General features: G+C 36.6%; 24 protein-coding genes. 15 read left to right on the top strand and 9 right to left on the bottom strand.

Annotated elements, in window-relative coordinates:
* Positions 1-23: 23 nt before the first annotated feature.
* Positions 24-392, bottom strand: coding sequence for a sulfurtransferase complex subunit TusD (gene tusD, locus AC1M85_RS07195; protein ID WP_035267807.1), 369 nt, complete (start codon positions 390-392; stop codon positions 24-26).
* 71 nt (positions 393-463) lie between these two features.
* Here tusD and AC1M85_RS07190 point away from each other — a divergent pair, with 71 nt between their 5' ends.
* The 5 genes from AC1M85_RS07190 (at position 464) to AC1M85_RS07170 (ending at position 5,635) form a co-directional block, all read left to right on the top strand.
* Entirely contained in the window at positions 464-1,465 is a 1,002-nt protein-coding gene (locus tag AC1M85_RS07190) for an NAD-dependent epimerase/dehydratase family protein (protein WP_488213831.1), read from the top strand.
* Positions 1,466-1,575: 110 nt separating this feature from the next.
* Positions 1,576-2,970 carry a class II fumarate hydratase gene (gene fumC / locus AC1M85_RS07185; RefSeq protein WP_481591124.1) on the top strand — a complete coding sequence of 465 codons (1,395 nt, stop codon included), beginning with the start codon at positions 1,576-1,578 and terminating at the stop codon, positions 2,968-2,970.
* A gap of 601 nt (positions 2,971-3,571) precedes the next feature.
* Entirely contained in the window at positions 3,572-4,153 is a 582-nt protein-coding gene (locus AC1M85_RS07180; RefSeq protein WP_488213830.1) for a DUF4760 domain-containing protein, read from the top strand.
* A gap of 142 nt (positions 4,154-4,295) precedes the next feature.
* The gene (locus AC1M85_RS07175; RefSeq protein WP_488213829.1) at positions 4,296-4,787 is read left to right on the top strand and encodes a hypothetical protein; all 492 of its coding nucleotides are present in this window, start codon (positions 4,296-4,298) and stop codon (positions 4,785-4,787) included.
* Between the two features lie 245 nt (positions 4,788-5,032).
* On the top strand, positions 5,033-5,635 hold the full coding sequence (locus tag AC1M85_RS07170) for a nitroreductase family protein (RefSeq protein ID WP_488213828.1): 603 nt from the start codon (positions 5,033-5,035) through the stop codon (positions 5,633-5,635).
* 49 nt (positions 5,636-5,684) lie between these two features.
* Here the strand turns inward: AC1M85_RS07170 and AC1M85_RS07165 are convergent, their stop codons facing one another.
* The 4 genes from AC1M85_RS07165 to AC1M85_RS07150 form a co-directional block, all read right to left on the bottom strand.
* The gene (locus AC1M85_RS07165) at positions 5,685-6,893 is read right to left on the bottom strand and encodes an MFS transporter (RefSeq protein WP_481609644.1); all 1,209 of its coding nucleotides are present in this window, start codon (positions 6,891-6,893) and stop codon (positions 5,685-5,687) included.
* Positions 6,890-7,339: a MarR family winged helix-turn-helix transcriptional regulator gene (locus AC1M85_RS07160; RefSeq protein WP_481609645.1), complete on the bottom strand. Its 450-nt coding sequence runs from the start codon at positions 7,337-7,339 to the stop codon at positions 6,890-6,892. The genes AC1M85_RS07165 and AC1M85_RS07160 overlap by 4 nt, the downstream gene beginning before the upstream one ends.
* Positions 7,340-7,439: 100 nt before the next feature.
* On the bottom strand, positions 7,440-7,994 hold the full coding sequence (locus AC1M85_RS07155; RefSeq protein WP_488213827.1) for a thermonuclease family protein: 555 nt from the start codon (positions 7,992-7,994) through the stop codon (positions 7,440-7,442).
* 106 nt (positions 7,995-8,100) lie between these two features.
* Positions 8,101-9,015 carry a LysR family transcriptional regulator gene (locus tag AC1M85_RS07150; RefSeq protein WP_481597089.1) on the bottom strand — a complete coding sequence of 305 codons (915 nt, stop codon included), beginning with the start codon at positions 9,013-9,015 and terminating at the stop codon, positions 8,101-8,103.
* Between the two features lie 89 nt (positions 9,016-9,104).
* On the opposite strand from AC1M85_RS07150, the gene AC1M85_RS07145 reads away from it, so the two are divergent.
* Genes AC1M85_RS07145 through AC1M85_RS07130 form a run of 4 tightly spaced genes read left to right on the top strand, consistent with a single transcriptional unit; the run spans position 9,105 to position 12,965 of the window.
* Complete coding sequence (locus tag AC1M85_RS07145; RefSeq protein WP_488213826.1) at positions 9,105-10,346, top strand: acyl-CoA dehydrogenase family protein; 1,242 nt, start codon at positions 9,105-9,107, stop codon at positions 10,344-10,346.
* A gap of 27 nt (positions 10,347-10,373) precedes the next feature.
* Positions 10,374-11,495, top strand: coding sequence for a phosphotransferase family protein (locus AC1M85_RS07140; protein WP_481609646.1), 1,122 nt, complete (start codon positions 10,374-10,376; stop codon positions 11,493-11,495).
* Positions 11,492-12,190 carry a histidine phosphatase family protein gene (locus AC1M85_RS07135; protein ID WP_035267788.1) on the top strand — a complete coding sequence of 233 codons (699 nt, stop codon included), beginning with the start codon at positions 11,492-11,494 and terminating at the stop codon, positions 12,188-12,190. The genes AC1M85_RS07140 and AC1M85_RS07135 overlap by 4 nt, the downstream gene beginning before the upstream one ends.
* Positions 12,191-12,221: 31 nt before the next feature.
* Complete coding sequence (locus AC1M85_RS07130; RefSeq protein WP_180027839.1) at positions 12,222-12,965, top strand: SDR family oxidoreductase; 744 nt, start codon at positions 12,222-12,224, stop codon at positions 12,963-12,965.
* Positions 12,966-12,989: 24 nt separating this feature from the next.
* On the opposite strand, the gene AC1M85_RS07125 is transcribed toward AC1M85_RS07130, so the two are convergent.
* Complete coding sequence (locus AC1M85_RS07125) at positions 12,990-14,399, bottom strand: alpha/beta hydrolase-fold protein (protein WP_488213825.1); 1,410 nt, start codon at positions 14,397-14,399, stop codon at positions 12,990-12,992.
* A 114-nt stretch (positions 14,400-14,513) separates the two neighbouring features.
* On the opposite strand from AC1M85_RS07125, the gene AC1M85_RS07120 reads away from it, so the two are divergent.
* Together AC1M85_RS07120 and AC1M85_RS07115 are read left to right on the top strand one after the other, a co-directional pair.
* Complete coding sequence (locus tag AC1M85_RS07120) at positions 14,514-15,236, top strand: SGNH/GDSL hydrolase family protein (RefSeq protein ID WP_481609650.1); 723 nt, start codon at positions 14,514-14,516, stop codon at positions 15,234-15,236.
* A 13-nt stretch (positions 15,237-15,249) separates the two neighbouring features.
* Positions 15,250-15,837, top strand: a complete 588-nt coding sequence (locus tag AC1M85_RS07115) for a uracil-DNA glycosylase family protein (protein ID WP_488213824.1) — start codon at positions 15,250-15,252, stop codon at positions 15,835-15,837.
* Positions 15,838-15,866: 29 nt separating this feature from the next.
* Here AC1M85_RS07115 and AC1M85_RS07110 read toward each other — a convergent pair whose 3' ends face one another.
* On the bottom strand, positions 15,867-16,304 hold the full coding sequence (locus tag AC1M85_RS07110) for a hypothetical protein (RefSeq protein WP_488213823.1): 438 nt from the start codon (positions 16,302-16,304) through the stop codon (positions 15,867-15,869).
* Between the two features lie 90 nt (positions 16,305-16,394).
* Positions 16,395-17,939: a phospholipase D family protein gene (locus tag AC1M85_RS07105; RefSeq protein WP_488213822.1), complete on the bottom strand. Its 1,545-nt coding sequence runs from the start codon at positions 17,937-17,939 to the stop codon at positions 16,395-16,397.
* A 135-nt stretch (positions 17,940-18,074) separates the two neighbouring features.
* Between AC1M85_RS07105 and AC1M85_RS07100 the strand changes: the two genes are divergently transcribed.
* Complete coding sequence (locus AC1M85_RS07100) at positions 18,075-19,184, top strand: S-(hydroxymethyl)glutathione dehydrogenase/class III alcohol dehydrogenase (RefSeq protein WP_092766302.1); 1,110 nt, start codon at positions 18,075-18,077, stop codon at positions 19,182-19,184.
* Positions 19,185-19,225: 41 nt separating this feature from the next.
* On the opposite strand, the gene AC1M85_RS07095 is transcribed toward AC1M85_RS07100, so the two are convergent.
* Entirely contained in the window at positions 19,226-20,431 is a 1,206-nt protein-coding gene (locus AC1M85_RS07095) for an amino acid aminotransferase (protein WP_035267772.1), read from the bottom strand.
* A gap of 244 nt (positions 20,432-20,675) precedes the next feature.
* Between AC1M85_RS07095 and AC1M85_RS07090 the strand changes: the two genes are divergently transcribed.
* From AC1M85_RS07090 to AC1M85_RS07080, 3 genes are all read left to right on the top strand, one after another.
* On the top strand, positions 20,676-21,437 hold the full coding sequence (locus AC1M85_RS07090; RefSeq protein ID WP_481588125.1) for an alpha/beta fold hydrolase: 762 nt from the start codon (positions 20,676-20,678) through the stop codon (positions 21,435-21,437).
* Positions 21,438-21,822: 385 nt separating this feature from the next.
* Positions 21,823-23,958 (top strand): sensor domain-containing protein, encoded by a 2,136-nt coding sequence (locus AC1M85_RS07085; RefSeq protein WP_180027846.1) that lies wholly within the window; start codon positions 21,823-21,825, stop codon positions 23,956-23,958.
* A 409-nt stretch (positions 23,959-24,367) separates the two neighbouring features.
* The gene (locus tag AC1M85_RS07080) at positions 24,368-25,405 is read left to right on the top strand and encodes a 3-deoxy-7-phosphoheptulonate synthase (RefSeq protein WP_180027847.1); all 1,038 of its coding nucleotides are present in this window, start codon (positions 24,368-24,370) and stop codon (positions 25,403-25,405) included.
* Positions 25,406-25,458: the final 53 nt, after the last annotated feature.

Here is a 25,458-nt window from a genome sequence, read left to right as displayed (position 1 = left end):
ACAATCAATGAAAAATGAATACTTTAGAATTGAACTAGACGTGCTGAAGATGAGACAGCATCTGCCAATTCACCGAGTCCTACCAGCTGAAAACCTTCGGCCAGATTATGGGACTCAATGTGATGGCGTTGAGCATTTTCAGCATCAGTGATTCCACGTGCTAGGGCAGCACTTACGCAAACAGGAAGTTTGATATTTAATTTTTGCCACTCTTGTGTGAGACTTCTTTGATCATCTGGCGACCACTGTAAGTTGTTTGCAACTTGAACGCCGTCTTGATAAAAGAAAACTCGAAAAATTTCGCCTTTCGCTTGCAATGATTGTGCGAGTCCTAATGCATGCCAAGCATGGATTGAGCTAGGTGCCGAGGTAATTAGTAATAACGTACTCATTTAAAACTTCGCATAGGGTGATCAAACTGAAAATAGCTTGTTCAGGCTTTTAAACAAAAAGGTAGTATACAATGATTTTAGTGACAGGTGGATTAGGCTTTATAGGTTCACACGTTGTTTTAAGCTTATTGGCACATGGTCAAGAAGTCGTCATTGTAGATAATCTTGCCAATGCGAATTTACAAACGCTTGAACGTCTTGAATACATTTCTGGGATGTATGTACCTTTTGTAAAGCTAGATGTTAGAAATACGCCTGCTCTGAATAAAGTTTTTGAGCAGTACTCAATCCGTGCTGTTATACATACTGCAGGATTTAAGTCTTTAGAGGAGTCTCGCTTAAAACCGCTTGAATATTATAATGATAATGTCAGTTGCATTATGAGTCTGATGCGTGCAATGCAACGAACTGGTGTACGAACATTATTGCATCTTTCAAGTATGGCGGTTTATGGCACTTCGAGTTTGAATTTAAATGAAGAACATCCTCTCAATTTTGCCAATCCAAACCCTTATATTAAATCCCAGCAAATGATTGAAGAGATCATCCGTGATACCTCTAAAACGGACGAAGAATGGAGTATTGCGATCCTGAGACTAGCAAATGTAGCTGGTGCTTTTGAACATGGAGTTTTGGGTGAAGTGGTTGCCCCTTTACCTAAAAATATTTTGCCTTTGGTGTTACAAGTCGCAGCCATGCAGCGCGATTCCATTCAATTACAAAAGAATGCCAAGACAAAAGACCAAACGGTTGAACGAAGTTTTGTGCATGTCATTGATGTGTGCGAGGCAGTCATTGCAACTTTAAAGTGGTTATTTAATCAAAGATCTACGTGCGAAGCATTTGATATCGCAGGTCAGCCAAGTTCAATTCAAAACTTGATCAATATGGTAGAAAAAGTGACTGAAACAAAAATTCGAACTGAGGAAACTGATTATGTTTTCCAAGAATTAGATCAAATTGGTTCGAATAGTTTAAAAGCATTTGAATTATTGCAATGGAAAGCACATCGATCACTAGAACAAATGATTGAAGATCAATGGCGATACTATCAAAGCACCTTTAATAATTAAAATGATAATCATTTACATTTATGGTTTTTTTGATTAGCATCAAATCAACGGTGGATCAATCTGAATCAAACATGATTCTTCCAATGAATAGCGAAATATTTGAGGCTGATATGCAAACACGTATAGAACACGACACGATGGGTGATGTAGAAGTACCAAGTGATGCGATGTGGGGGGCTCAAACCCAGCGCAGTTTGCAAAATTTCAAAATTGGCGGTGAGCGACTTCCTCGTGCGATGATCCGTGGTATGGGGCTGGTCAAAAAAGCGGCTGCACTTACCAATGCTGAGTTAAATCAGATTCCTGCTGAATTGGCGAATTATATTGTGGATGCTGCAGAAGAAGTAATCACGGGGCAATGGGACAGTCAATTTCCATTAGTGGTATGGCAAACAGGTTCTGGTACTCAAAGTAATATGAACTGTAATGAAGTCATTGCAAATATTGCGAATCAAAAACTGGGTAATCCGCTTGGAGCACAGAAACCCGTTCATCCAAATGATCATGTTAATCGAGCTCAATCTACAAATGATTCGTTTCCAACAGCGATTCATGTCGCTGCTAGTTTACAGATCAATGAGTTACTGATTCCAGCAGTTCAAGCTTTACGTGAAACTTTACATCAGAAGTCTCAAGAATTTTCAAATATCGTTAAGATTGGGCGTACACATTTACAAGATGCAACGCCGTTAACTTTAGGCCAGGAATTCAGTGGTTACGTATCCCAACTCGATCATGGATTAAAGCGTCTAGAGCAAGCTTTAGAAGGGTTATATGAATTGCCATTAGGTGGTACAGCTGTCGGGACAGGTCTAAATGCTCATCCTGATTATGCTATAAATGCAGCAAAAAAATTGGCTGAGCTTACGGGTTTACCTTTTGTGACTGCACCAAATAAGTTTGAAGCACTAGCAGGACGTGATGCTGCAGTATTTGCTTCTGGCGCACTGAAAACACTTGCTGCGAGTTTAAATAAGATTGCCAATGATATTCGTTGGTTAGCGAGTGGTCCTCGTTGTGGTTTTGGGGAGATTCGTATTCCTGAAAATGAACCAGGTTCGAGTATTATGCCAGGTAAGGTGAATCCTACTCAAAGTGAAGCTATGACGATGGTTGTTGCGCAGGTTTTGGGTAATGACACGACGATTAATATCGCTGGTGCTTCAGGTAATTTTGAACTAAATGTTTTTATGCCGGTTATTGCTTATAATTTACTGCAATCAATTCAGCTGCTAGGTGATGCATGTAATAGCTTTAATGAGCATTGTGCTGTGGGGATTGAGCCGAACCAAGATAAGATTGATTATTTCTTGCATAACTCATTGATGTTAGTGACTGCATTGAATCCTGTGATTGGTTATGAAAACGCGGCAAAAGTTGCTAAGACAGCATATAAGGAAGGTAAAACACTTAAACAAGTTGCTGTAGAGCTGAATTTAGTCACAGCTGAGCAGTTTGATGAAGTCGTTGTACCTGAGAATATGGTTTCACCTAATGTGAAGTGATTTTGATTTGGTGAATTTTTGATTTGAATGTTGATAACATATATTGACAAGCAACTGTCTTTAATATATTCACCAATTATTCATTTCAGAATACTATTTATATAACGACCTTTCATACGTCACTTAAGGCTTTTACAAAGGAGACAATTATGAATAATTATAAAGCTCGTCTAATCCTTGAAGAAGGCTATGGATTAGGTTGAGACTCATTTAAATTTGTGTAATAAAAAAGCATCCATTAGGGTGCTTTATTTTTGAGTAAAATAAAATTGAATTTCTTTTATAATTATCTTCTGATAATTCCATATGTCACTGTAATTGCTTATTTTTATATTTATCGTAGAGATAATTTCTTTATTAGGATTAGAAGTAGTAATCAACTCCTTCTCATCTTAATTTTATTAGGTATCACGTTTGTAGAAATATTAATTTGAAAAAGTTTTTTGAAGATTATAAATTTTGATATAGAAAATACAGATGGGCAGTTTAAAACGACAGCATTAGTTATGGTTTTAGCAGCTATAGCTGCCGTTTTGGTTGGATTTTTACTTCAAGGGTGCAAATTATAAACACTATAAGAAGTCATTCAGTACAAGTATTGATGAATAGTAGGAATTCTACTGCGTATATTGCTAAGGTTGATATTGCAACCAAAATAAGAAGGAATTTGGGGAAGGATCAAAACGTAGAGTCAAAAGATAAAGTGCAATTGACTAGAGAAAAATTTAATTCATTGGAAGATGAGGAAAAATCGGCTGTAACATATTTATTAAATTTTTTGGAATTTGTAGCAATTGGAATCAGACATAACAACTTAGATGAAGACTTAATAAAAAGTAGTTTCAAATCAATACTTAAAGCTAATTACAACCTCTTCCAACCTGTAATTGAATATTTAAGAGAGATTGATAGTCCTAAAATTTACAATCAACTCGAAATTTTGCATAAAAGGTGGGAAGAGAACAAAAAACCAGAATGTATCAATTGTAAGCAAGGTATTGATGATGAAGTTCATAATAGAAAGAAACATAAATTTAATAATCTTCGGAACATTACATTAACAATTTTAACGGGCTCAGGGTGGCTAATAATGATAGCTATCATGAGATTAATAGAGAAATTAACGAAATATACAACAGAGGAAGATTTATTATGCGATAACTGCAAAACATTAAAAAAATAAGTAAAAACTTCATCACATAGTCATGTAATTATTATGAGATTGATTAACTCGTCACAATTGTTAAAATACACATTGCTTTTAATTGCTGTTGTATCAAAGTTCTTATCTTAGACTTAAGACAGCCAATCTACGGAAATTTTCAATGCTCGATATATATTTAACAGATGTTCAAAAAAATGTTCAATTTCAAGATTATCCAGGTGAACATCCTGTTAAATTTATTCTTAACTTTAAAAAAATCTTCCCGAGTATTATGGAATTACTCCTTCCTGTTCTACCTAAAGATGAAAATCTAGAAGACATGACATGGGAATCAACAACAAAAGATTTTGAAACCTTCAAACTGCTACTGACAGGTTGGGGTGTGATTGAACTGCGTCTGAATGCCATTACACAATTCAAAAATCGTGAATTTGCAGATCAGCTAGTAAAAACTGCTCAACAAAAAAGAGCAAAGTTTTCTAAAGAACACCCTAAGCTCAGTACGGTAGATTTAGACTATTTGTTCATGCATGAAGTTCATACGGCGATTGATGCTGAATTAGTAGAGTTAGGTGAAAAATTCTATTTGCCAACCTTACGCTCCCTATGGAAAAACCAAGTATCGGCTCAGGTTCTTGAGGCTAAATTTTAAGCTTACATATGCCAAGACAAGCCCTCTATTATGGAGGGCTTTTTACTGTTGGGTAAAAAAAATACGAATAAAATCAGATCTTCTAATTAGGGTTCAAAATGGATAGATGTTGGTCTGATAAATGCTTAATGTAACACTACAACATATTTGATTTGTTGAAAATTTAATCTTAAGTTAAGTATTTCTAATGAATTAAAGGTCAGAGTATCGTATTTCCCCGAGGAAATACCAAAGGATTTCAAAAAATGTCGAATCAATTTTTAGATTTAATTCAAAAACGCCGTACGATTTATGCTTTAGGAAAAGCAGTTGAACAATCTCCTGAGTACTTAACAGATCTTATTCAGCATGCGATTAAACAAAGCCCATCATCTTTTAACTCTCAATCTTCACGTGCGGTGATTTTATTTAACGCTGAACATGAAAAGTTTTGGGGCTTTGTGAAAGAGAAGCTAAAGTCATATGCGAAGGACGAGGCGAGTGCAGCAAAAACTTCTGCAAAAATGGATAGCTTTGCTGCAGGCGTAGGCACTGTATTATTTTTCGAAGAAATGGATACGATCACTGACTTACAAGAGAAATATCCTTCGTATGCGGAAAACTTTCCAATTTGGGCGGAACATTCAACAGCAATGGCACAGTTTGCGGTTTGGACAGCTTTGCATACAGAAGGTTTAGGTGCAAACCTTCAACATTATAATCCGATTGTAGATGATCAAGTCCAAACTGAATGGGCTATACCAGCTTCGTGGAAACTACGCGCACAATTGGTATTTGGATCTAAGGAAGGTGAAGCTTTCGATAAAGGCTATATTGACGACGCCACACGTTTTAAAGTGTTTAAATAAAATATGGAAAAGCACTCATTGGAGTGCTTTTTTTAAACCCATAAATAGCCTAAGCAATATTCATATTTCGAACGTTTTTCCCATGTAATACATAATATAAGACAATGCAAAATAAAGTACCAATAGCACTATATAAATAGAGTTGTTGGTAACTGATCAAGTCTAAAGCTAAACCTAAGAAATAAGGACCGAATCCTAAACCTGCATCTAAAAAGATAAAATAAGTTGAGGTTGCAAATCCCATCCGTTCCAAACTAGTACTTTTTACTGCTATTGTTTGGCAAATTGATTGGATATTACCGTATCCTAAACCTAATAATCCTGCGCAAATCAACAAAAGACCCGAACTGTTAGCTTGGCTCAACAAGAAGAATGCAAGTGCCATAATGAGAAAGGCCGGATACATAATTATATTTTCGCCTTTCTTATCCATCAGTGGTCCTGTAATAGGACGAGAGAGCAGAATTGTTAACGCATAAATGAGAAAGAAAAACGATGCTGCTTCAACCAGATCGATTTCTTTGGCATAAAAGTTAATAAACGATAGAACACCAGAGTAGAAGAGGGAGCTTACCAACATGATCAGAGCAATGGGTAAGGCGCTCTTTTCAATATACTGAGATAGAAAACTATTTTGAGTATGTGCCTGATCAGGTATAGACGAAACCTGATGCAATTGAGGAACTTGAATAAATAATGCTGTAATTAAACATAAAACCGCAAGGATTGAAGATAGGGAAAAAATAATGTTGTAACTGACATGAAGCATTAGCCAGATTGCCAAAAATGGTCCAATTGCAGTTCCTAAAGTACTACTCATACTGTAGTAACCTATACCTTCACCACGACGAGTTGCTGGAATAATTTGAGCGATCATTGTGCCAAATACGGTGGAGGCAACCCCCATCATAAAGCCATGCAAGAATCGAACGATTAATAAAGTTCCAACCTCTAAATGGAGAAAATAAAAGCCTGAAAATATCAGAAATCCAGTGAGTCCGACCAGCATGGTGACTTTAGAACCGAATTTAACGAGGAATTTAGCCACCAATAAACGACCAATCAGTGTACCCACAATAAAAAGTCCTGATACTAAACCAGCCTGCGCCGTCGTCGCTCCAAGTTCTGCTATCGAAAATCCCACAATGACAATAACAAGAAGATAAAAAGTCAGTACCAATTGAAAGTTAATTAAACTGACCAAAATAAAATTACGTGTCCAAAGAGGCTGATCAACCTGATTTGAGGAAATACTCATAACTCCTCCACAATATTTAAGCTTTTATCACGCTCTAAAATAGACAAAAACAGCTGAAGTGTCTCAGCACTCTGAGCGATGTCTTCAGGATTTATTTGATTCAAAAACTGTTGTTCAAATTGATTAATCTGAATTGTACAAATTTGATAAAGATCTCTACCTTTTTCGGTTAATTGAATTAATTTTTGGCGTTTATCAGATGATTCTAAAAACTGAATAACATCTAATTTATGTAAAGTATTAATGCGTTTTGCAATTGATGGTTTAGAAACATTGAGTTCATGAGCCAAATCAATTGAAGTGATGGAGTCATGATCATAGATATGATAAATCAACTGCCACATTGAATAGTTCAGTTGGTATTGAGCCAAGATATCATTTAAACGGTCACTAAAGAGTCGCGCACTTCGCAGCAATACGACACGGAATTTGGGAGAATTTTGCATATAGTTAACCAAGCTAACTAGTTTGTTGGCTTGAATTTACGCTCAATTATTAGACGAATCAAGCGTAATGCACTTATTGATAATCAGGGAACTGAAAATATTAGTTTTTTTGTTTTCTAAAAGTACTTGGTCGAATAGGACGGGTCCCGCGCCAGAGACCTCGTTTATTGCGTTTTGCACTATCTTGTAGTGAGATCATATATTTTAATTGCTCTGGATCACGTATGTATTCTTCGTAAACCCACGCACTACCACGCCTCACTAATTCTTCATTCATATTCTTGCGATAGCGGTAGACCACACCCACGCAACGTCCATAACGATCAATATCCGTGATTTTTACACGAACAATTTTACCTTGAACCATTTTCTTAACTAAGCGTTGGGATTCAAGCCCGTAACTTTGATTAGATTCAGGCGCATCTACAAAAGCAAAGCGTAATTTAGTTTTAGAACGTCTAAAATTCAAACGATGGCAGGAGAGGGTGTCACCATCACTCACCGCTGTAACACGGCACCAATAAGTTTTTCCTTTTTTAAAAGGTTTAAATACTTGAAGAAGATAAATCCATATTTGTCTGAAGATAATAAGAAGTAACAAGCATAAAATTGCACCAAGCCCAATGAGCCATGATGCAGGGAGTTGATCAAACATAGAAAATACAAGAGAAAACAAGCCTTAATATGATAAATCAACTCCAAGTGAGTGTTTGATTCAATATTGAACAGATGGTGTTCACACAGATTTTCTACTAAATAGCCTAAGCAAAAATTTTATTAATTTCTGAAATTAAATACTCAAACTTTTGGTGTGATGCTAATTGTGAATTCCAATAAATTCCCATTTTCATTAAAGGCAGTTCAATAGGGAGTTCGGAAATTTTTAAATCTTGAGGTAATTTCAAATTTTTTAAAATACTAAAAGGTAAGGTTAGCAATGTGTCAGGATACTCCTTCAAAATTTGTAGTGCTGTTGAATAGTGTTGACAGCGTAAAAAAATATCACGTTGAATATTCAACTTTTTAAAATGTAAATCTTCAATAAGCACACCAGAATGCCTTGATGAAACACCAATATGTTGGGCATGTTTGTATTGTTCTAAATTTTCGATGGTTGTCAAACCACATATGACAAAGCGATCATTCACTAAAGGGTTAAAATAAATTTTCTCATCAACTTTCTGTTGAAGATCGACCACTAAATCAAGTTGCTGTGATAATAAATCTTTTGCCCAATTAGTTCGATCTAATTTGATACTTTGAAACCGTGTCGCTAGTCCTAAATCACGAAAATGACGGATTAACTGCGGAAAAATTAAAGGCTCAATTTCATCATGAATTGCTATACGAATAGATTGAATCGTCAGTGGATCAAAAGATATATGATGAGTAGAGATATGCTGAATTGCGATTAATGTTTCTTTTATTCGTGGATAAATTTGATGTGAAAAGGGTGTCGCAACCATCTTTATACCACTTCGGATAAAAAGATCATCTTTCAATTGTAATCTTAATCGCTGTAAAGCGTGACTGGCTGCAGATTGTGTAATACACATCAAATTTGCGGCTTTACTGATACTTTGATGTTCGTATATCGCAATAAATAATGGATATAGATTGATATCAATGTGTGAAAAAGCGCTCAGATCCACAGATTCCTGATGAATTCTATTCATAAAGTAATATTTAAATAAATCATTTCATTCATAGTAGGTTTCAAGCTATGTTGATGTAAAGCGTGATGAGAATATAGTTCGAGGGATTAATGTTTCAATTAACGGAAAAAGCTAAACACTTTTATGATTTAGCACAACGCTTTATTCAAGACGAAATAGAGCCTATAGAACAAGAATTTTGGCATAAAGCTCATCAATTAAATTCAAGTGATGATTGGACATCATGGATGTGGCCAGCAGAACTTGAAGTACTCAAACAAAAAGCTAAATCGCAAAATTTGTGGAATCTTTTTTTACCAGACCCAGAATTTGGTCAAGGTTTAACAGTTCAAGAATATGCACACATTGCTGAGTTAACTGGCCGTAGTTTATTGGCTCCTACGGTTTTCAATTGTAATGCGCCAGATAGCGGTAATATGGAGTTAATTTGGCGCTATGGCTCAGAACAACAAAAAGAGCAATGGTTAAAACCTCTCTTAGACGGAAAAATTCGATCCGTATTTTGCATGACTGAACCAGAAGTTGCTTCTTCAGATGCGACGAACATGCAAGCCACTGCTGTAATTGAGGGAGACGAAATTGTTTTAAATGGACGCAAATGGTGGTCTTCGGGTTTAGGCGATCCTAATGCAAAAATCATTATATTTATGGCACATACACCAGACGCAAATAAAGGTCGACATCAACAACATTCAATGGTTTTAGTTCCAGTTGAAACTGAGGGCGTAAAAATTGAAAGAATGTTACCTGTATTTGGTGATTATGATGCGCCACACGGTCATGGAGAAGTAACCTTTAATAATGTTCGTGTTCCAGTCACTCATTTTATTGGTGGAGCAGGTCAAGGGTTTGAGATTGCACAGGGGCGACTTGGTCCAGGACGTATTCATCATTGCATGCGTTGTATCGGTGCTGCTGAGAAATCATTGGAATTAATGATTGATCGTGGAATGCAAAGAAAAGCATTCGGTAAGGAAATTTTGAAACTTGGTGGTAATTTGGAAAGAGTCGCGGAAGCGCGTGTTGCCATCGATCAAGCACGTCTTTTGACCTTATATGCGGCATATAAAATGGATAAACTGGGCAATATGGCTGCACTCACTGAAATCTCTGCAATTAAAGTCGTTGCACCTAATGTTTTGGAAAAAGTTGTCGATATGGCAATGCAAATTCACGGCGGTGCAGGTCTATCTAGAGATACGCCATTGACAGGTTTTTTTGCACAAGCGCGTGCATTACGTTTGGCAGATGGGCCAGATGAGGTGCATAAAGGCATGATTGCAAAATTGGAACTTGCGAAACGTGGTTTTTCAACTCGTCATTCTCAATAAGATGAGCACTCGATTTAAGGAAGAAATATGTCAGTTATAGATACAGCAGGGCAAGTCAGACGTGGTGAAGAGCTCGATATCGTTTCAGTCACAAACTGGTTAAATCAAAATGGTGTGGAAGTGATTGAGCCTGTAGAAGTTACACAATATTCTGGTGGAGCTTCAAACTGGACATACCGGCTAAAATATAGCAATGCAGATCTGATATTAAGAAGACCACCCGCAGGAACCAAAGCCAAATCTGCTCATGATATGGTTCGAGAACATAATGTTCAGAAAGCTTTAAAAGATCTATATCCAGTCGTGCCCAAAATGCTGGCATTATGTCAGGATGAATCTGTACTCGGATGCGATTTTTATGTGATGCAGCGAATCGAGGGAATTATACCAAGGGCAAAGCTTCCACCAGAACTAAAACTCACTAAATTTGATGTGCATCAGCTTTGTATAAATGTTTTAGACAAATTGATTGAATTGCACCAAGTTCCTTATCAAGGAACAGCACTTGAGCAAATTGGAAAAGGTGAGGGTTACTGCCGTCGTCAGGTCGAAGGTTGGGACAGTCGCTACGACAAAGCCCATACCATCAATGTGCCGACCTTTAAGTTTGTACGAAATTGGCTTAAAGACAATATTCCTGAGGATTCATCCAACTGTATTATTCACAACGATTGGCGTTTTGATAATGTCATTTTGAATCCTCAACAGCCTACTGAGGTCATCGGGGTGTTGGATTGGGAAATGGCGACAATTGGTGATCCACTTATGGATTTAGGATCAGCCTTAGCATATTGGGTTGAAGAAAACGACAATATGATCTTTAAATCGACACGTCGACAACCTACACATCTTGAAGGCATGTTTACACGTAAAGAAGTTGTGGATTATTACCTTGAAAAAACACGACTAAAGCCATCTAACTGGACGTTCTATGAAGTATTTGGGATCTTTAGATTAGCGGTCATAGCACAACAAATTTATTATCGTTATTACCATAAACAAACGGATAATCCTGCATTTAAGGATTTTTGGATTGTGATTCATGCATTACATATTCGTGCTTTAAAACTCATAGGTATACAAAAGCTTGAAGCGAATGAAATTGCAAAAACTTATCTCGCAAAATTACAGGATATTCTGCCAAGATGACGACAATATATTTGGTCAGACATGGTCAAGCTTCATTTGGTGCTGAAAGTTATGATCAGCTTTCTCAGAAAGGTGAAGTTCAAGCACGTGTGTTGGGGCAATATTTTCAAAAGTTAATACAAGAGCAGCCCTATGTATTAGCTGGCTCGATGAAACGTCATCAGCAGACGGCGGATATCTCTTTGAATGAGTGTTTTCCTGACAGTCATATTGATATCGATCCACATTGGAACGAGTTCAATCATCAACAAGTGTTTGCAAAATATGAACCACGTTTTGCAGATCCTGCATTACTTAAAAAAGATGTTGGTCAAGCGGTAGATCCTCGTGCATATTTAGGAAAAATTTTTGAAGGTGCAATTCAACGTTGGACCAAGGGTGATCATCATCATGATTATGATGAAAGCTGGCCTCAATTTCAGCAAAGAGTACTTCAAGGCTTGAACAAACTATGTATACAACTTGAAACAGAAAAACCTCGCTATGCCGTAGTTTATACGTCTGGTGGTGTTATATCTGTTGTTGCAGGGCATTTACTTGGTTTAAGTGCAGACAAAACTTTTGCATTGAACTGGGCAATCACCAATACCAGTTTTACCACCTTAAGATTGGTTGGTACAGAACCACAATTACTCAGTTTAAATGAACATCATTATTTAAAAGAACAAGATCGTGATTTGCTCACTTGGATTTGATCAAGGCTATATGCCATAGAGAGAAAATGGAATGAACAAAACTATATTAATTACAGGTGCAAGCTCAGGTATCGGTGCTGGGATGGCACAAGAGTTTGCAAAAAAAGGATATAACCTAGCGATCTGTGCACGTCGTTTAGAAAGGTTGTATGCTTTAAAAGATGAAATAGAACAACGCTATCAGGTAAAAGTAAGTGCGAAGGCATTGGATGTCACGGATGATGAGCAAGTCTTCCGTGTATTTAAAGAGTTTAAAGATGAGCTAGGCACTATCGATCGAGTGATAGTCAATGCTGGTGTGGGCGAAGGACGTCGTATCGGTAAAGGTAATTTTGCGATTAATAAAGCAACAGTTGAAACTAATTTTATTTCTGCGATGGCACAATGTGAAGCAGCGGTCGAAATTTTTAGATCTCAAAATTCAGGACATTTAGTTGTAATTTCGTCGATGAGTGCTTTGCGTGGTATGCCAAAACATCTTACAGCTTATGCTGCCAGTAAAGCGGGAATTGCGCATTTAGCCGAAGGGATTCGAGCTGAACTTCTTGGAACACCAATTAAAGTTTCAACGATTTATCCTGGTTACATTCGAACTGAAATTAATGAAGGTGCTGGAAAATTACCTTTTGAGGTCGATCAAGCCACAGGATCACGACTATTAGCTGAAGCAATCGAAAAGCAACCAGTCAAAGCATATGTTCCAAAGTGGCCATGGTTGCCATTGGGTTTTGCAATGAAGGTTTTACCGCTTCAGCTCGTCAATAAGCTGAGTTAAAATAACGTCTTATAAATCCCACATTTAGTGGGATTTATTTTTAAAGAAATATTTCAAAGCATCTTGTATGACGATTTGCCAAACGGCATATGAATGTCCGCCTATATATTCTTGATAGTGAACATTGTGTCCCTGATCGATTAAATCCTGAGCGACAATCGGAGAAGTTTCTAGAATGCTTAAGCTATTATTTTGTCTCGAATTTTCATAGCTATTGGCTGAAATATACCAATTGAGTTTCTTTGTATTGTCTAATGTTGAAGCTCTGATCAGTTTACTCATACCATTGATTGTATCGTTTGGATCAGATTTCCACCAAAATGAACCAGAAAGTGGCACGACGTGACTAATATCATTGGATGTTTTTAACGCCAAATAAGCAGAACTCAGACCACCTAAACTTGAACCCAATAAGACTGTTTTGTTGTGATCATGTTGATAGGGCAAATGTTGACTCATCCAAGGCAATAATTCTTCTTGAAAAAACTGTGTGTATTCTGGATTGGGGCTAAGTTCTTTAGCACGTAATTGATCATTAGGATGTCCAACAAAAACAGCCTGTATAGGTGGGAGTTGCTGTTGTTGAACCAACTGATCTAATATCTGGGGAACTTTAACTAAATGCGCATATTGCTCACCATCAAAAAAAATCAGAGTGATATATGATTTTCCGACTTGAGGTGGAGTTGCATAAATCTGAATAAGACGATCATTTCCCAAAACTTTACTTTTCAACACGGATGAAACTAATTGTTTTTCACTTTTTTCAGCCATTTGAGTTGGATCAATAAAATTGGGCGCTCGACTGAGTTTTGCGATATTTTCATTCCTCAGCGTGGTATTCGTTTTTAAGGCAATGTTTTTAGAATCAAACCACTTATGAGGATTGAAAGGGTCGAGTTGTTGTACCTTTAAAATAGCTCGACGCTGATCTCGTGATTCTTTTAAATTTGGGTTTAAATGTGGGCAGTAATTTGATAAATATCCATCGATATTCGGCGAATCCACAGCAAAACTATAACTTCCGATAAATCTTGAATCGACAATACTTTCTTTAAACCAAATATCAGTACCTTTAAGTCGAGTTAACCACTCATGATCATTACTCGGACCACCGATTAATCGCACATTGTGTTTTGCACCACGATATAAATAAATGACACGTTGGTGTGTTTCATTAAAATGTTCAATTATTGGGGTTTGATTTTTACGAATTTCCGACCAAAATTGATCGAGGAGATGATTTTTTTGCTCAGGATGCATCTGAATCTGTTTTTGGATTTGTTGAAGCACCTTACTTTTGGCATCCATATCCTCACATACAGGGGCATAGGATTGAGTGCTGACTTGTAATGAATGATTTACAGAAAGATCAGCACTTACTGCGGAACTCATTAACATCAATATAGAAAAAAATTTGATAGGATGATTCATGGATTTTAGCCTTGAATTAATTATGTAAATGATAATTATTTTCAATAATAAATAGCAATGAAAATATCAAAAAATCGTTTAAAATAGGAAATATCAAAACCTAAAATCAATTACATGTTTCTTAAATTAGCGACAATCGCACTCGTTCCAGCTTTACTTGTGCAAGGTTACCAAGTCAAGAAAAATACACCTCGTTTAGCAGAAGCTTTGGGGGAAAGAAATGGTTTGGTTGGGAATGGTCCTCAAATATCAATTTTAATTTTAGGCGATTCAGCTGCTGCTGGTGTGGGTGTGCAATTTCAAGAAGATGCGTTAAGCGGAACATTATTACAGGAACTTAGAGATCATTTTCAAATTCGCTGGTCATTAATCGCAAAAACTGGAAATTGTACTTCAGATGTGATTCGAACTATACATGCTATTAATGACGATCAGTTTGATATTGTAGTAACTTCGATAGGGGTCAATGATGTAACACAGCTCATCTCACCGCAAAAATGGATCTGCCTACAAGAACAATTATATTCACTGATCGCTGAGAAATTTTCACCCAAGCTCATTATCGCGACTGGAGTTCCACCGATGAATGAGTTTCCTGCATTACCAAATCCTTTAGCTTGGTTGTTTGGAAAATATGCCTATCAAATGAATGTTGAATTGGAAAATTGGATTGAAACACAACCAAAATTTGAATTGGTTAAATATGATTTGGATGAGTATAAACAACTCAATTTGAAGATGGCTGAGGATGGATTTCATCCAAGTAAAGAAATCTATCAGCTTTGGGCAAAAAAAATTAGTTCGATTATTCAAAATCACTTTAGATCGAAAAGTTAGACCGAAATTTGATATGACTGATATCGAAACACATCCACTTGAACCATTTGTACCTCAACAAGCCAAATTGCTCATGCTTGGCAGTTTTCCTCCGCCGAAAGCAAGATGGAAAATGGATTTTTATTATCCGAATTTTCAAAATGATATGTGGAAAATATATGGGTTGATCTTTTTTCAAGACCCTCATTATTTTCTAGACCGTGAAAATAACCAATTCAAAGAGCAAATGCTGAAAGATTTTCTAAATGAGTTGGGCATTGCAATATTTGATACAGCCTATCAAGTACGGCGTTTGAAAGGCAATGCCTCAGATCAATTTCTAGAAATCGTTACACCGACAGATATGTTTCTATTGCTTAAAAAAATTCCATATTGTCGAGATATTATAACCACAGGTGATAAAGCAACTGAGACCTTATTAAAGTCAATGAATGCATCTGTACAGACTAAAGTTAAAATCGGTACAGTCGTGGATCTGCAATTTGATAACAAAGATATCCGAATCCATCGTATGCCATCTTCTTCAAGAGCTTATCCTTTAGCTCTTGAAAAGAAAGCCGAATACTATCGTGAACTTTTCCAGTCAATTGGATTAATTTAACAACCTGTTAAAGTCAATCGAGATGCTTATTACACATCATAATCTACATAATCCCACAAGTTTAAACGTGATTTAATTTCTTTACGAATATGTGGAAGCATATTGAGTAGAGTACCATCAATCCATAAAGATAATGCTTGAGCAGATAATTCTTGTCCTTCTTCATCAACTAAGCGGGCACCCTTCACAATCACGAGCGTTTGTTCTGAGACAGAGGTTTCAATGCCTTTGAACAAAACTTGTAACTCATGACCATTGTCTAAAATTAACCAAGCCAATTCCATTTGAACATTATGGTTAGATTTTAACGTGATAGAACCTTCAACTAAGTTTTCATCAGTAAGGCAATCATAATCAACACTAATTTTAGCTAAATACCATTCATGCTGAGATAAATCTTCAAGTGATAAAAAAGGGGTGAGTATGTCGTTCAGATTATACTGTCGACTAAGATCAAAAAAATGCATGGGAGTAGAGTAGAACCAAGGGTTCAAAAAATAAAACGTGAATAATAATGCAATTTATCCTGGTTGTACAAACCAGTCACAACAAACAATTTACATCATCCATTCGATTGGGAGATAGGACAAAGACTTGAACATAAATCTCTGAAAACGAGTCGTTTCAGGGTCATGATCATGTATTAACTTTTCTTCACCTCGTTGTTCTTCCCATCTTAAGTTTCGATGTGCATCCAAATGTAGTTGATAGGCAACTTTGGGAAGATTTTCATCTAAAGATTGAGATATCTCTGTTTTAAAATCGGCTGACTCAATGATCAGTCCAAGTTCAGTATTCAAATACGCTGAACGTGGATCAAAATTGAATGTTCCAATAAAAACTTTATCATCTACAGTAAAAAATTTAGCATGAAGCCGCGACGCATTTTTTCCTTTCGCAGGAATAACATTACCCGTCATAATTTCATACCAAGTCCGATCAGACCGTTCAATATAAGGTTTAAACTCGTAAAGTTTTACATCTGACCTTAAGAGTGAGGTTCGATATTTTTGATAAAATGCATGAACAATCGGGACATCATTTGCCAAATATGAGTTTGTTAAAACTCGAACTTTGACATTCTGCTCACTCAATTGTTTGAGTAAAGACTCACCATGAACAGTAGGAACAAAATAGGCAGACACCAAGTTTATTTCTTGAGCAGGTTTCCCCATAATGGATTTGAACTGATTAAACAGCAGTTCATGAGATTGAGCTTTCGCTCTGATTTTATTGGGGCTGTCTGCAACAAAATGAGCTTTAGACCAGCGAATAGGATGTTTTTTTAAATTTTCTTCTAAAAAACGTTCTGCTTGATCAATACGTTTTTTAGTTTCAGCACCTTGAAAATTTTGCTTGGTTGAATAATACGATCTTAAATGCGCCAATTCTTTTTGAGACTCAGGAATTATTTGCTGAATATCATAACTCAGCTCATCATTCCAAAATTGGTGAAACACCGTGTTTGCAGCTGAAACTGATTGCCCTGCAAATAAAATATCCATATCCGCGAATTGAAAATTGTCACTGGCATCAAAATATTCATTACTGATATTACGCCCCCCAGTAACAGCAATCGCTCCGTCAGCAATAATCAGTTTGTTATGCATTCTATGATTGATTTTATTAAAGCGAAACACATAATCCAAAACTCTAAAGCTGCGAAATTTGTAGGGATTGAATAGCTTAATTTCGATATTGGGGTGTTCAGACAATGCACTTAAGGTCGAGTCTAATTGAGTGCCATTTTGATCATCAATTAACAGTCGAACCTTCACATTACGATCAGCTGCTTTAAGTAGGTCAGACAATAAATGCTGACCAATCACATCATTTTCCCAGATATAGTACTGTAAATCGATCGTATGTTGTGCTTCACGTATTAAATGAACACGTGAAGCCATACTCATAAAAGGATCATGAAGCGGTAAGAATGCAGTTAAACCTTGTTCAATATTGCGTTTTGTTTCTGGTGTATTGCTGAGCCAATGTGTTGTATGAGGTTGGATTGGGGCTTGTTTTATACTTGTATTCATCGCCAAATTACATCCAGTTAAAATAAAGAATGTGAGTAAACACAATATATATCGCAACATAAGCATCAAAGCTGTCGTTCCTAAATCTTATTATTCAGTTGTATGGCTATAATATCATCAATCAAATAGTTGAATGTTTTTATCAAAAGCGGTTACTGTAACTTATCTGTTAAATCTTAATTTACAAAGGAAGTTTTCATCATGAAATCACGTGCAGCGGTGGCATTCGGTCCAGGTCAGCCATTACAAATTGTTGAATTAGATGTTGCTCCACCACAAGCTGGTGAAGTATTGGTGAAAATTACGCATACAGGTGTTTGTCATACTGATGCATTTACACTTTCTGGTGAAGACCCAGAGGGCGTATTCCCTGCGGTACTGGGTCACGAAGGTGCAGGTATTGTAGTTGAAGTTGGTGAAGGTGTAACCAGTGTAAAACCAGGTGATCATGTCATTCCACTTTATACTGCAGAATGTGGCGAATGTTTGTTCTGCAAATCAAATAAAACAAACTTATGTGTCTCTGTACGTGCCACTCAAGGTAAAGGTGTTATGCCTGATGGAACGACTCGATTCTCGTATAACGGCGAACCTATCTACCATTATATGGGATGTTCAACATTCAGTGAATACACAGTTGTTGCCGAAGTATCGTTAGCAAAAATTAATCCTGAAGCAAACCCTGAACACGTTTGTTTATTGGGTTGTGGCGTGACGACTGGTATTGGTGCGGTTCACAATACTGCAAAAGTACAGGAAGGTGACACTGTTGCTGTGTTCGGTTTAGGTGGTATTGGTTTAGCAGTTGTTCAAGGTGCTAAACAAGCCAAAGCTGGCCGGATTATTGTAGTGGATACTAATCCAGAAAAATTTAAATTGGCTGAGCAGTTTGGTGCTACAGATTTCCTCAATCCTAAGGACTATGATCAACCTATTCAACAAGTCATTGTAGAGATGACTGGCTGGGGTGTTGATCATTCATTTGAGTGTATCGGTAATACAAACGTAATGCGTTCAGCGCTTGAATGTGCACACCGTGGTTGGGGGCAATCTGTCATTATCGGTGTGGCTGGTGCAGGTCAAGAAATCTCAACTCGTCCATTCCAATTAGTGACTGGACGTAAATGGATGGGTACAGCATTTGGTGGTGTAAAAGGTCGTACTCAATTACCAAAAATGGTTGAAGATGCGATGAAGGGTGACATTCAATTAGAACCTTTTGTTACTCATACTATGGGGCTAGAAGACATTAATAAAGCCTTTGACTTAATGCACGAAGGTAAATCAATCCGTACAGTTGTACATTTTTAATTGGGCAATAAAAAACGGGCGATATGCCCGTTTTTTTGTTTTTAAGCGGTAGCTTTCAAAACTTCTGCAATTGATTCAGCCACATAATCAATATTATTCAAGTTTAATCCTGCTGCGCACATACGGCCACTACGGACTAAATAAATACCATATTTATCTTTCAAAATATCCACTTGTTCGCCAGTCAAACCTGTATAACTGAACATACCTTGTTGTTTTACTAGATAGCTAAAGTCACGTTCAGGCAGAGCCGCACTCAATTTAGCATTTAACAATTCACGCATTTTAATAATACGTTCACGCATTTCTTGTAATTCAGCTTGCCATTGAGCAGTTAGATCTGCGTTGTTTAACACGTTTTCAACCAACAATGCACCTGTGCTTGCTGGACTAGAATAAATACGGCGTACAGTTGCTTTTAATTGTCCAAGCACTTTTTGAGCAGTAGCTTGATCATCACAGACAAATGTTAAGCCGCCGACACGCTCACCATACAGTGAGAAGATTTTTGAGAATGAATTACTCACAATGAAATTCATACCTGATTTATCTAAAGCACGAATAAGGTATGCATCTTCTTCAAGACCTTTACCGAAACCTTGGTAAGCGATGTCAAGGAATGGAATAAGATCATTCGTCTTAAGTACTTCGATCACTTGATCCCATTCTGCTGGCGTTAAATCTGCACCAGTTGGGTTATGGCAGCAAGGATGAAGCAAAACAATACTTTTTGCTTTTAGTGTTTTTAATTCCTCAAGCATTGCTGGAACGTTAACGCCATTTGTATCAGCATCAAAATAAGGATAGAAATGAGATTGGATACCAGCGCCATTAAAAATTGCGATATGGTTATCCCAAGTTGGCTGACTTACCCAGATATCTGACTCAGGGAAATATTTTTTCAAAAAATCAGCACCAACTTTAAGTGCACCTGAGCCACCAAGTGTTTGAATCGTGACAGCACGACCATCTTTACGCGCTTGACTATCAGGACCTAAAACTAATGCTTGAGTCGCTTCGTTATAAGATTTCAAACCATCCATTGGTAAATAAAGTTTAACTTTATCGTTGCTCGGTTCAATATTTTTGTACGCAGCTTTGACCGCATTTAACTGAGGTACAATACTGTCTTCGTTATAATATAGACCAATACTCAAATTCACTTTTTGAGTACGCTCATCTTTACTATATTCTTCCATAAGTGAAAGAATAGGGTCACCTGCATAAGCATCTACATGATGAAACATGGTCTAAATTTCCTAAAATGTTCAAAGTAAAAAGTTTAATCGGATAATATATATAATTTCCGCACGATCACAAGATCGAATTACAGGACTAATTTTTATAAAACTCAATACTTTTACTTATAACCGAATTTTTTTGATTGTCTTTAATTTACTGAATTATATAAATAAAAATTAAACTAACACTAAAATACAAAATCTACTGTTAGAATTTGAATCACATTTTTAAAGCTATTTGAGTATATATATGCGACTAAATGCTGAGATCACCAAATCAAATGCGAATCAACGTCAACCTGCTCTTGTTCTGATTCATGGTCTTTTTGGTAGTTTATCGAACCTCGGCATGCTCGCGAGAGCATTTCAGGAAACGCATGATGTCATCCAAATTGATTTGCGTAATCACGGTTTATCACCTCATTCTAATCAAATGAGTTATCAACTCATGGCGCAAGATGTTGTAGAAACTTTAGATGATATGAATGTGCAACAATTTCACATCATTGGTCATTCGATGGGGGGGAAAGTTGCTATGCACTTAGCAAACCTTGTACCACATCGAGTAGTTAAGTTGATTGTACTTGATATGGCACCCGTCGCTTATCAAAAATCTCATCATGATCAAATTTTCAAAGCTTTAGAAGAAGTTCAAAAAGCTCAAGTTGTTTCAAGAAAGGAGGCAACCGAGTTGATGCAGAAATATATTAATGAAATTGGCGTTATTCAATTTCTGCTCAAATCTTTCCGCAATGGACAGTGGCTATTTAACTTAGATGCACTTAAACAACAATATTTTCAGATTTTGTCATGGGAACGTCTTAATCCACAATCGAATGAAACTTTGTTTTTAAAAGGAGAATTATCCGATTATATTAATCTCGAGCGCGATAACGATCTTATTCGGTTTCAATATCCTAAAGCTAAATTTGTGACGATTGATGGCACTGGACATTGGTTACATGCAGAAAAACCAAGTGAGGTTATCAAAAACATTAAAGATTTTTTATAATAAATTAATAATAAGTTTAGATTATTTTTATATTAGTCGATACCTACTTAATATAAGTAGGTATTTTTTTTTAATTAAAATCGGAATTATTTAATTCTAAGATGTCGAATTATCAAATAAATTCATTATTGTGTCGTATTTCATTATTTTTTATGCATTTTGTCTATTTAATATTCACAAGTGATAAAAATTATGTATCATGCAGAAATGGTATTTGTATTAATTTAATCCATTTAAGTGTTATTATTATCACGTATTTTAAAATTAATGATGATTAATAATCATTATTAACGAAATTTAAATACTGATTAATTAAATTCTAAATTTTTACGCTGATTTTTGTATTCGTCATTTTGATGGGTTGTTATTTTCGAATAGGTGAACTATGAGCATTCTGGATCTGAATAGAGCTGATCATTTACAGTCCAAAGCTGTGCCTTTGCATCTAACACTGTCAGATGACTTTAAATTTGCACTCGATTTACTGCCCAATTTGATTTGGGTCAGTCACACCAACTCAGGGTATTGTAATCTCGCACTTAAACAATATATCGGTGCGGATACGCAAATCTTACGTGACGTAGACTGGCTTAAATTTGTTCATCCTGATGATGCTGAACATCTTTATCAGATTTGGAATGATGCTCAAAAAAACGGTCAGAAATTTGAAAAAGAGTGTCGTATAAAAAATAAATCAGGTGAATATCTTTGGTTCTTAATGCTTGCTGAACCTAAGGTGATTCAATCCAACCAGCAAAATTGGATGATAAGTTGCACAAATATCCATGATCGTACAATCAAAATGCGTGAAACTGCTGAGGCCTTGCGTGCCAATACAGATATGCTCGATGTCAGCGTAGACTGTATAAAAATTATCACACCAGATGGCAAGCTTGAACACATGAACAAATCTGGATGCATGGCATTACTGGGTCAAGAGCGTGTTAAGAAATTTGGAATGGATTGGTTAACGCTGTTACCACCTGAAGTACGTGAACAGGGGGCAAAAGCGATTAAAACAGCAGCTCGAGGGAAGAATGCCCGTTTTGCGGGGATGAGCACACACGGCGATACTGTGATGTATTGGGATAATATTTTAACACCTGTGCATGATGAACAAGGAAATACGACCAGTATTCTCTGTGTATCACGTGATATTACCCGTCAACGTGTTGCCGAAGCTAAACTAAAAATCAGCAGTGAATATGATGATCTGACTGGTCTGATGAATCGTCGTGCCTTCAAAAATAAATTAAAAGCGGCGATTTCACAAGCAAATCGTGAAAAAACACTTATTGGTATGATGTTTATTGATCTCGATCATTTTAAAAACATTAACGATACTTTAGGTCATCCTGCTGGAGATCATCTACTTAAAGTCTTATCTAAACGTCTGCAAAAGAGTTTAGATCGCAAGTGTATTGTTTCACGTTTAGGTGGAGATGAATTTGCAATTATTGTCTCAGGGATGACCTCAGAAGAAGAATTACATCAAACCACACAGAAAGTGCTTAAACAAAATATTGCCCCCATTACTTATGCAGGAAAAGTGATTAATAGTGGGATGAGTATTGGATGTGCCATTTATCCTAAAGATGCTCAAGATGTATTCGGATTGATGAAATGTGCGGATACCGCTCTAAATGATCTTAAAGAAAAAGGTCGTGGTGGGTATCGTATGTATGATGACGAAATGTTTGCACTTGCTGAAAAGAAGATGCAACAACTTGATACTGCTCGCTATATCATACAGGACAATTTAATCGAACCGTATTATCAACCTAAGGTTCGCTTAGATAACTGTCAGCTAATCGGATTTGAGGCTTTGATGCGTTGGCATGATACACAGCAGCAACTTCATTATCCAGCTTCAATCTCAGAAGCGTTTAACGATTATGAGCTGGCCAGTAAAATCAGTGAAATCATGCATCAAAAGATTTTCAGTGACATGGCAGATTGGATGTCTAAGGGCGTTCAACTTGTACCGATCTCAATTAATGCCTCTCCAGTTGAATTCATGCGTGACAATTATGCAGAATTGTTAATTCAACGTTTAGAACGACATCAAATTCCTGCTCATTTAATCGAGGTTGAGATTACAGAACATATTCTGGCTGAGCGTGGAATAGAATTTGTGATTCGAGCACTACAAAAGCTCAAAAATTATGGTCTTCGAATCTCATTGGATGATTTCGGAACCGGTCATTCTTCAATGACGCATTTAAGAGATTATCCTGTCGACTGTCTCAAGATTGATTATGCTTTTGTGAATCGAATGAATGAGGAGAAGTCAATCAATTCAATTGTAGAGGGCATTGCTAAGCTCGGACCTATTCTGTCATTGGATGTGATCGCAGAAGGTGTCGAAACATGCCAACAGCTCTTAAGTCTTCAGGATGTTGGCTGTGCATATGGTCAAGGCTTTTTATTTAGCCAAGCGATTTGTAAGTCTGAGGCTGAGCAACTGATGCTCAAACAAGTATGTGCTATAAAAGATTGGCTTCCTACAGATAAGCAATAAACCATTGATATATTTGAGTTATGATTGATATAACAATATTTTTTATATAAATTGCTTGTCAATCAGCCTATTTATGCGTATTTTACTTTTAAGGGTTATATTTTAGATAATTTGATGAAAACGACACACTTGATTACTAACGCTTATTATTATTTTTGGCAATTTAACATCTAGTTGCCTAGACGCGTTCGGGCAACAAAAATGTTGCCCATCAAGTTTATACCTGATTGGCAACACCAATCAGGTTTTTTTTCATCTCAACAAATATAGGAGCATCTCATGAAAACATTGAATACTTTTTATTTTAGCAACGGTTATTGGTTCTATTTTAGTCAAGAACAAAACCCAGCCAATAGACACCTCACGCTCAAATAAAAGATAGGGCAATTGCTGCCCAAAGGAATTCAAGATGAATGCAATTAATTCTCAGCTTATAACCACAGCTCAACATACTTTAGAAAAAAAATTAAGCTTACCATTAGAACTAAAATCAGCTTTACCAGTTAGTCCGATAGTTTCACTTCAAATTCGTCAACATCGCCAAACAATACAAGACATTTTAGCGGGTCATGATCCACGTTTATTGGTCATTACTGGTCCATGTTCGATTCATGATCCTAAAGCAACCCTCGAATACGCACAAAAATTAAAACAACTGCAAGAACAAGTCAAAGATCAGATTTTCATCGTGATGCGTACTTATATTGAAAAACCTCGCACCACTGTAGGATGGAAAGGCTTCTTGTATGATCCAGATTTAAATGGTTCAGCAGATATGCAAAAAGGACTTGAACAGTCTAGATCACTCTTCATTCAAATTGCTGAAATGGGTTTGCCGTTGGCCACAGAAATCTTAAGCCCAATGGCAACAGGATATTTTGATGATTTGATTTCATGGGGCGCGATTGGGGCGAGAACAAGCGAATCGCAAATTCACCGTGAAATATCTAGCCATATGCCTTATAGCATTGGGTTCAAAAATGGTACAGATGGATCAATCCAAATTGCATTGGATGCCATTCAGTCCGCTTCACAACCGCATCAATTTCTTGGTTTAAGTCAAGATGGTGGTCCAAGCATTTTATCTTCAAAGGGTAATCCGCACGCACATTTGATCTTACGTGGATCGAATCAGGGTACAAATTACCAATTCGCTGAAATTAAAAAGATTCAAGAAAACAATAATCATGTATTACCAGCTTTGATTATTGATTGTAGCCATGGGAATAGTGCTAAAAATCCATTGAATCAACCTGCTGTATTAAAGCAAATTGTGAATGAACGACCTCAAACACAAGTCCGTGGCGTCATGCTAGAAAGCTTTTTAGTCGATGGCAATCAGAAAATTTCTGATCACATGACTTATGGTCAATCAGTGACTGATGGATGCTTGGGTTGGTTAAATACAGAGCAATTGATTTTGGATGTTGCTCAACAACTCTCCTAATATAATTCGTAAAAAAGAACCCATGAAATATGGGTTCTTTTTTTTTTGCCTTT

Source organism: Acinetobacter sp. 24-47-64 (assembly GCF_057737055.1).
This window is presented reverse-complemented; position numbering and strand designations above follow the sequence as displayed.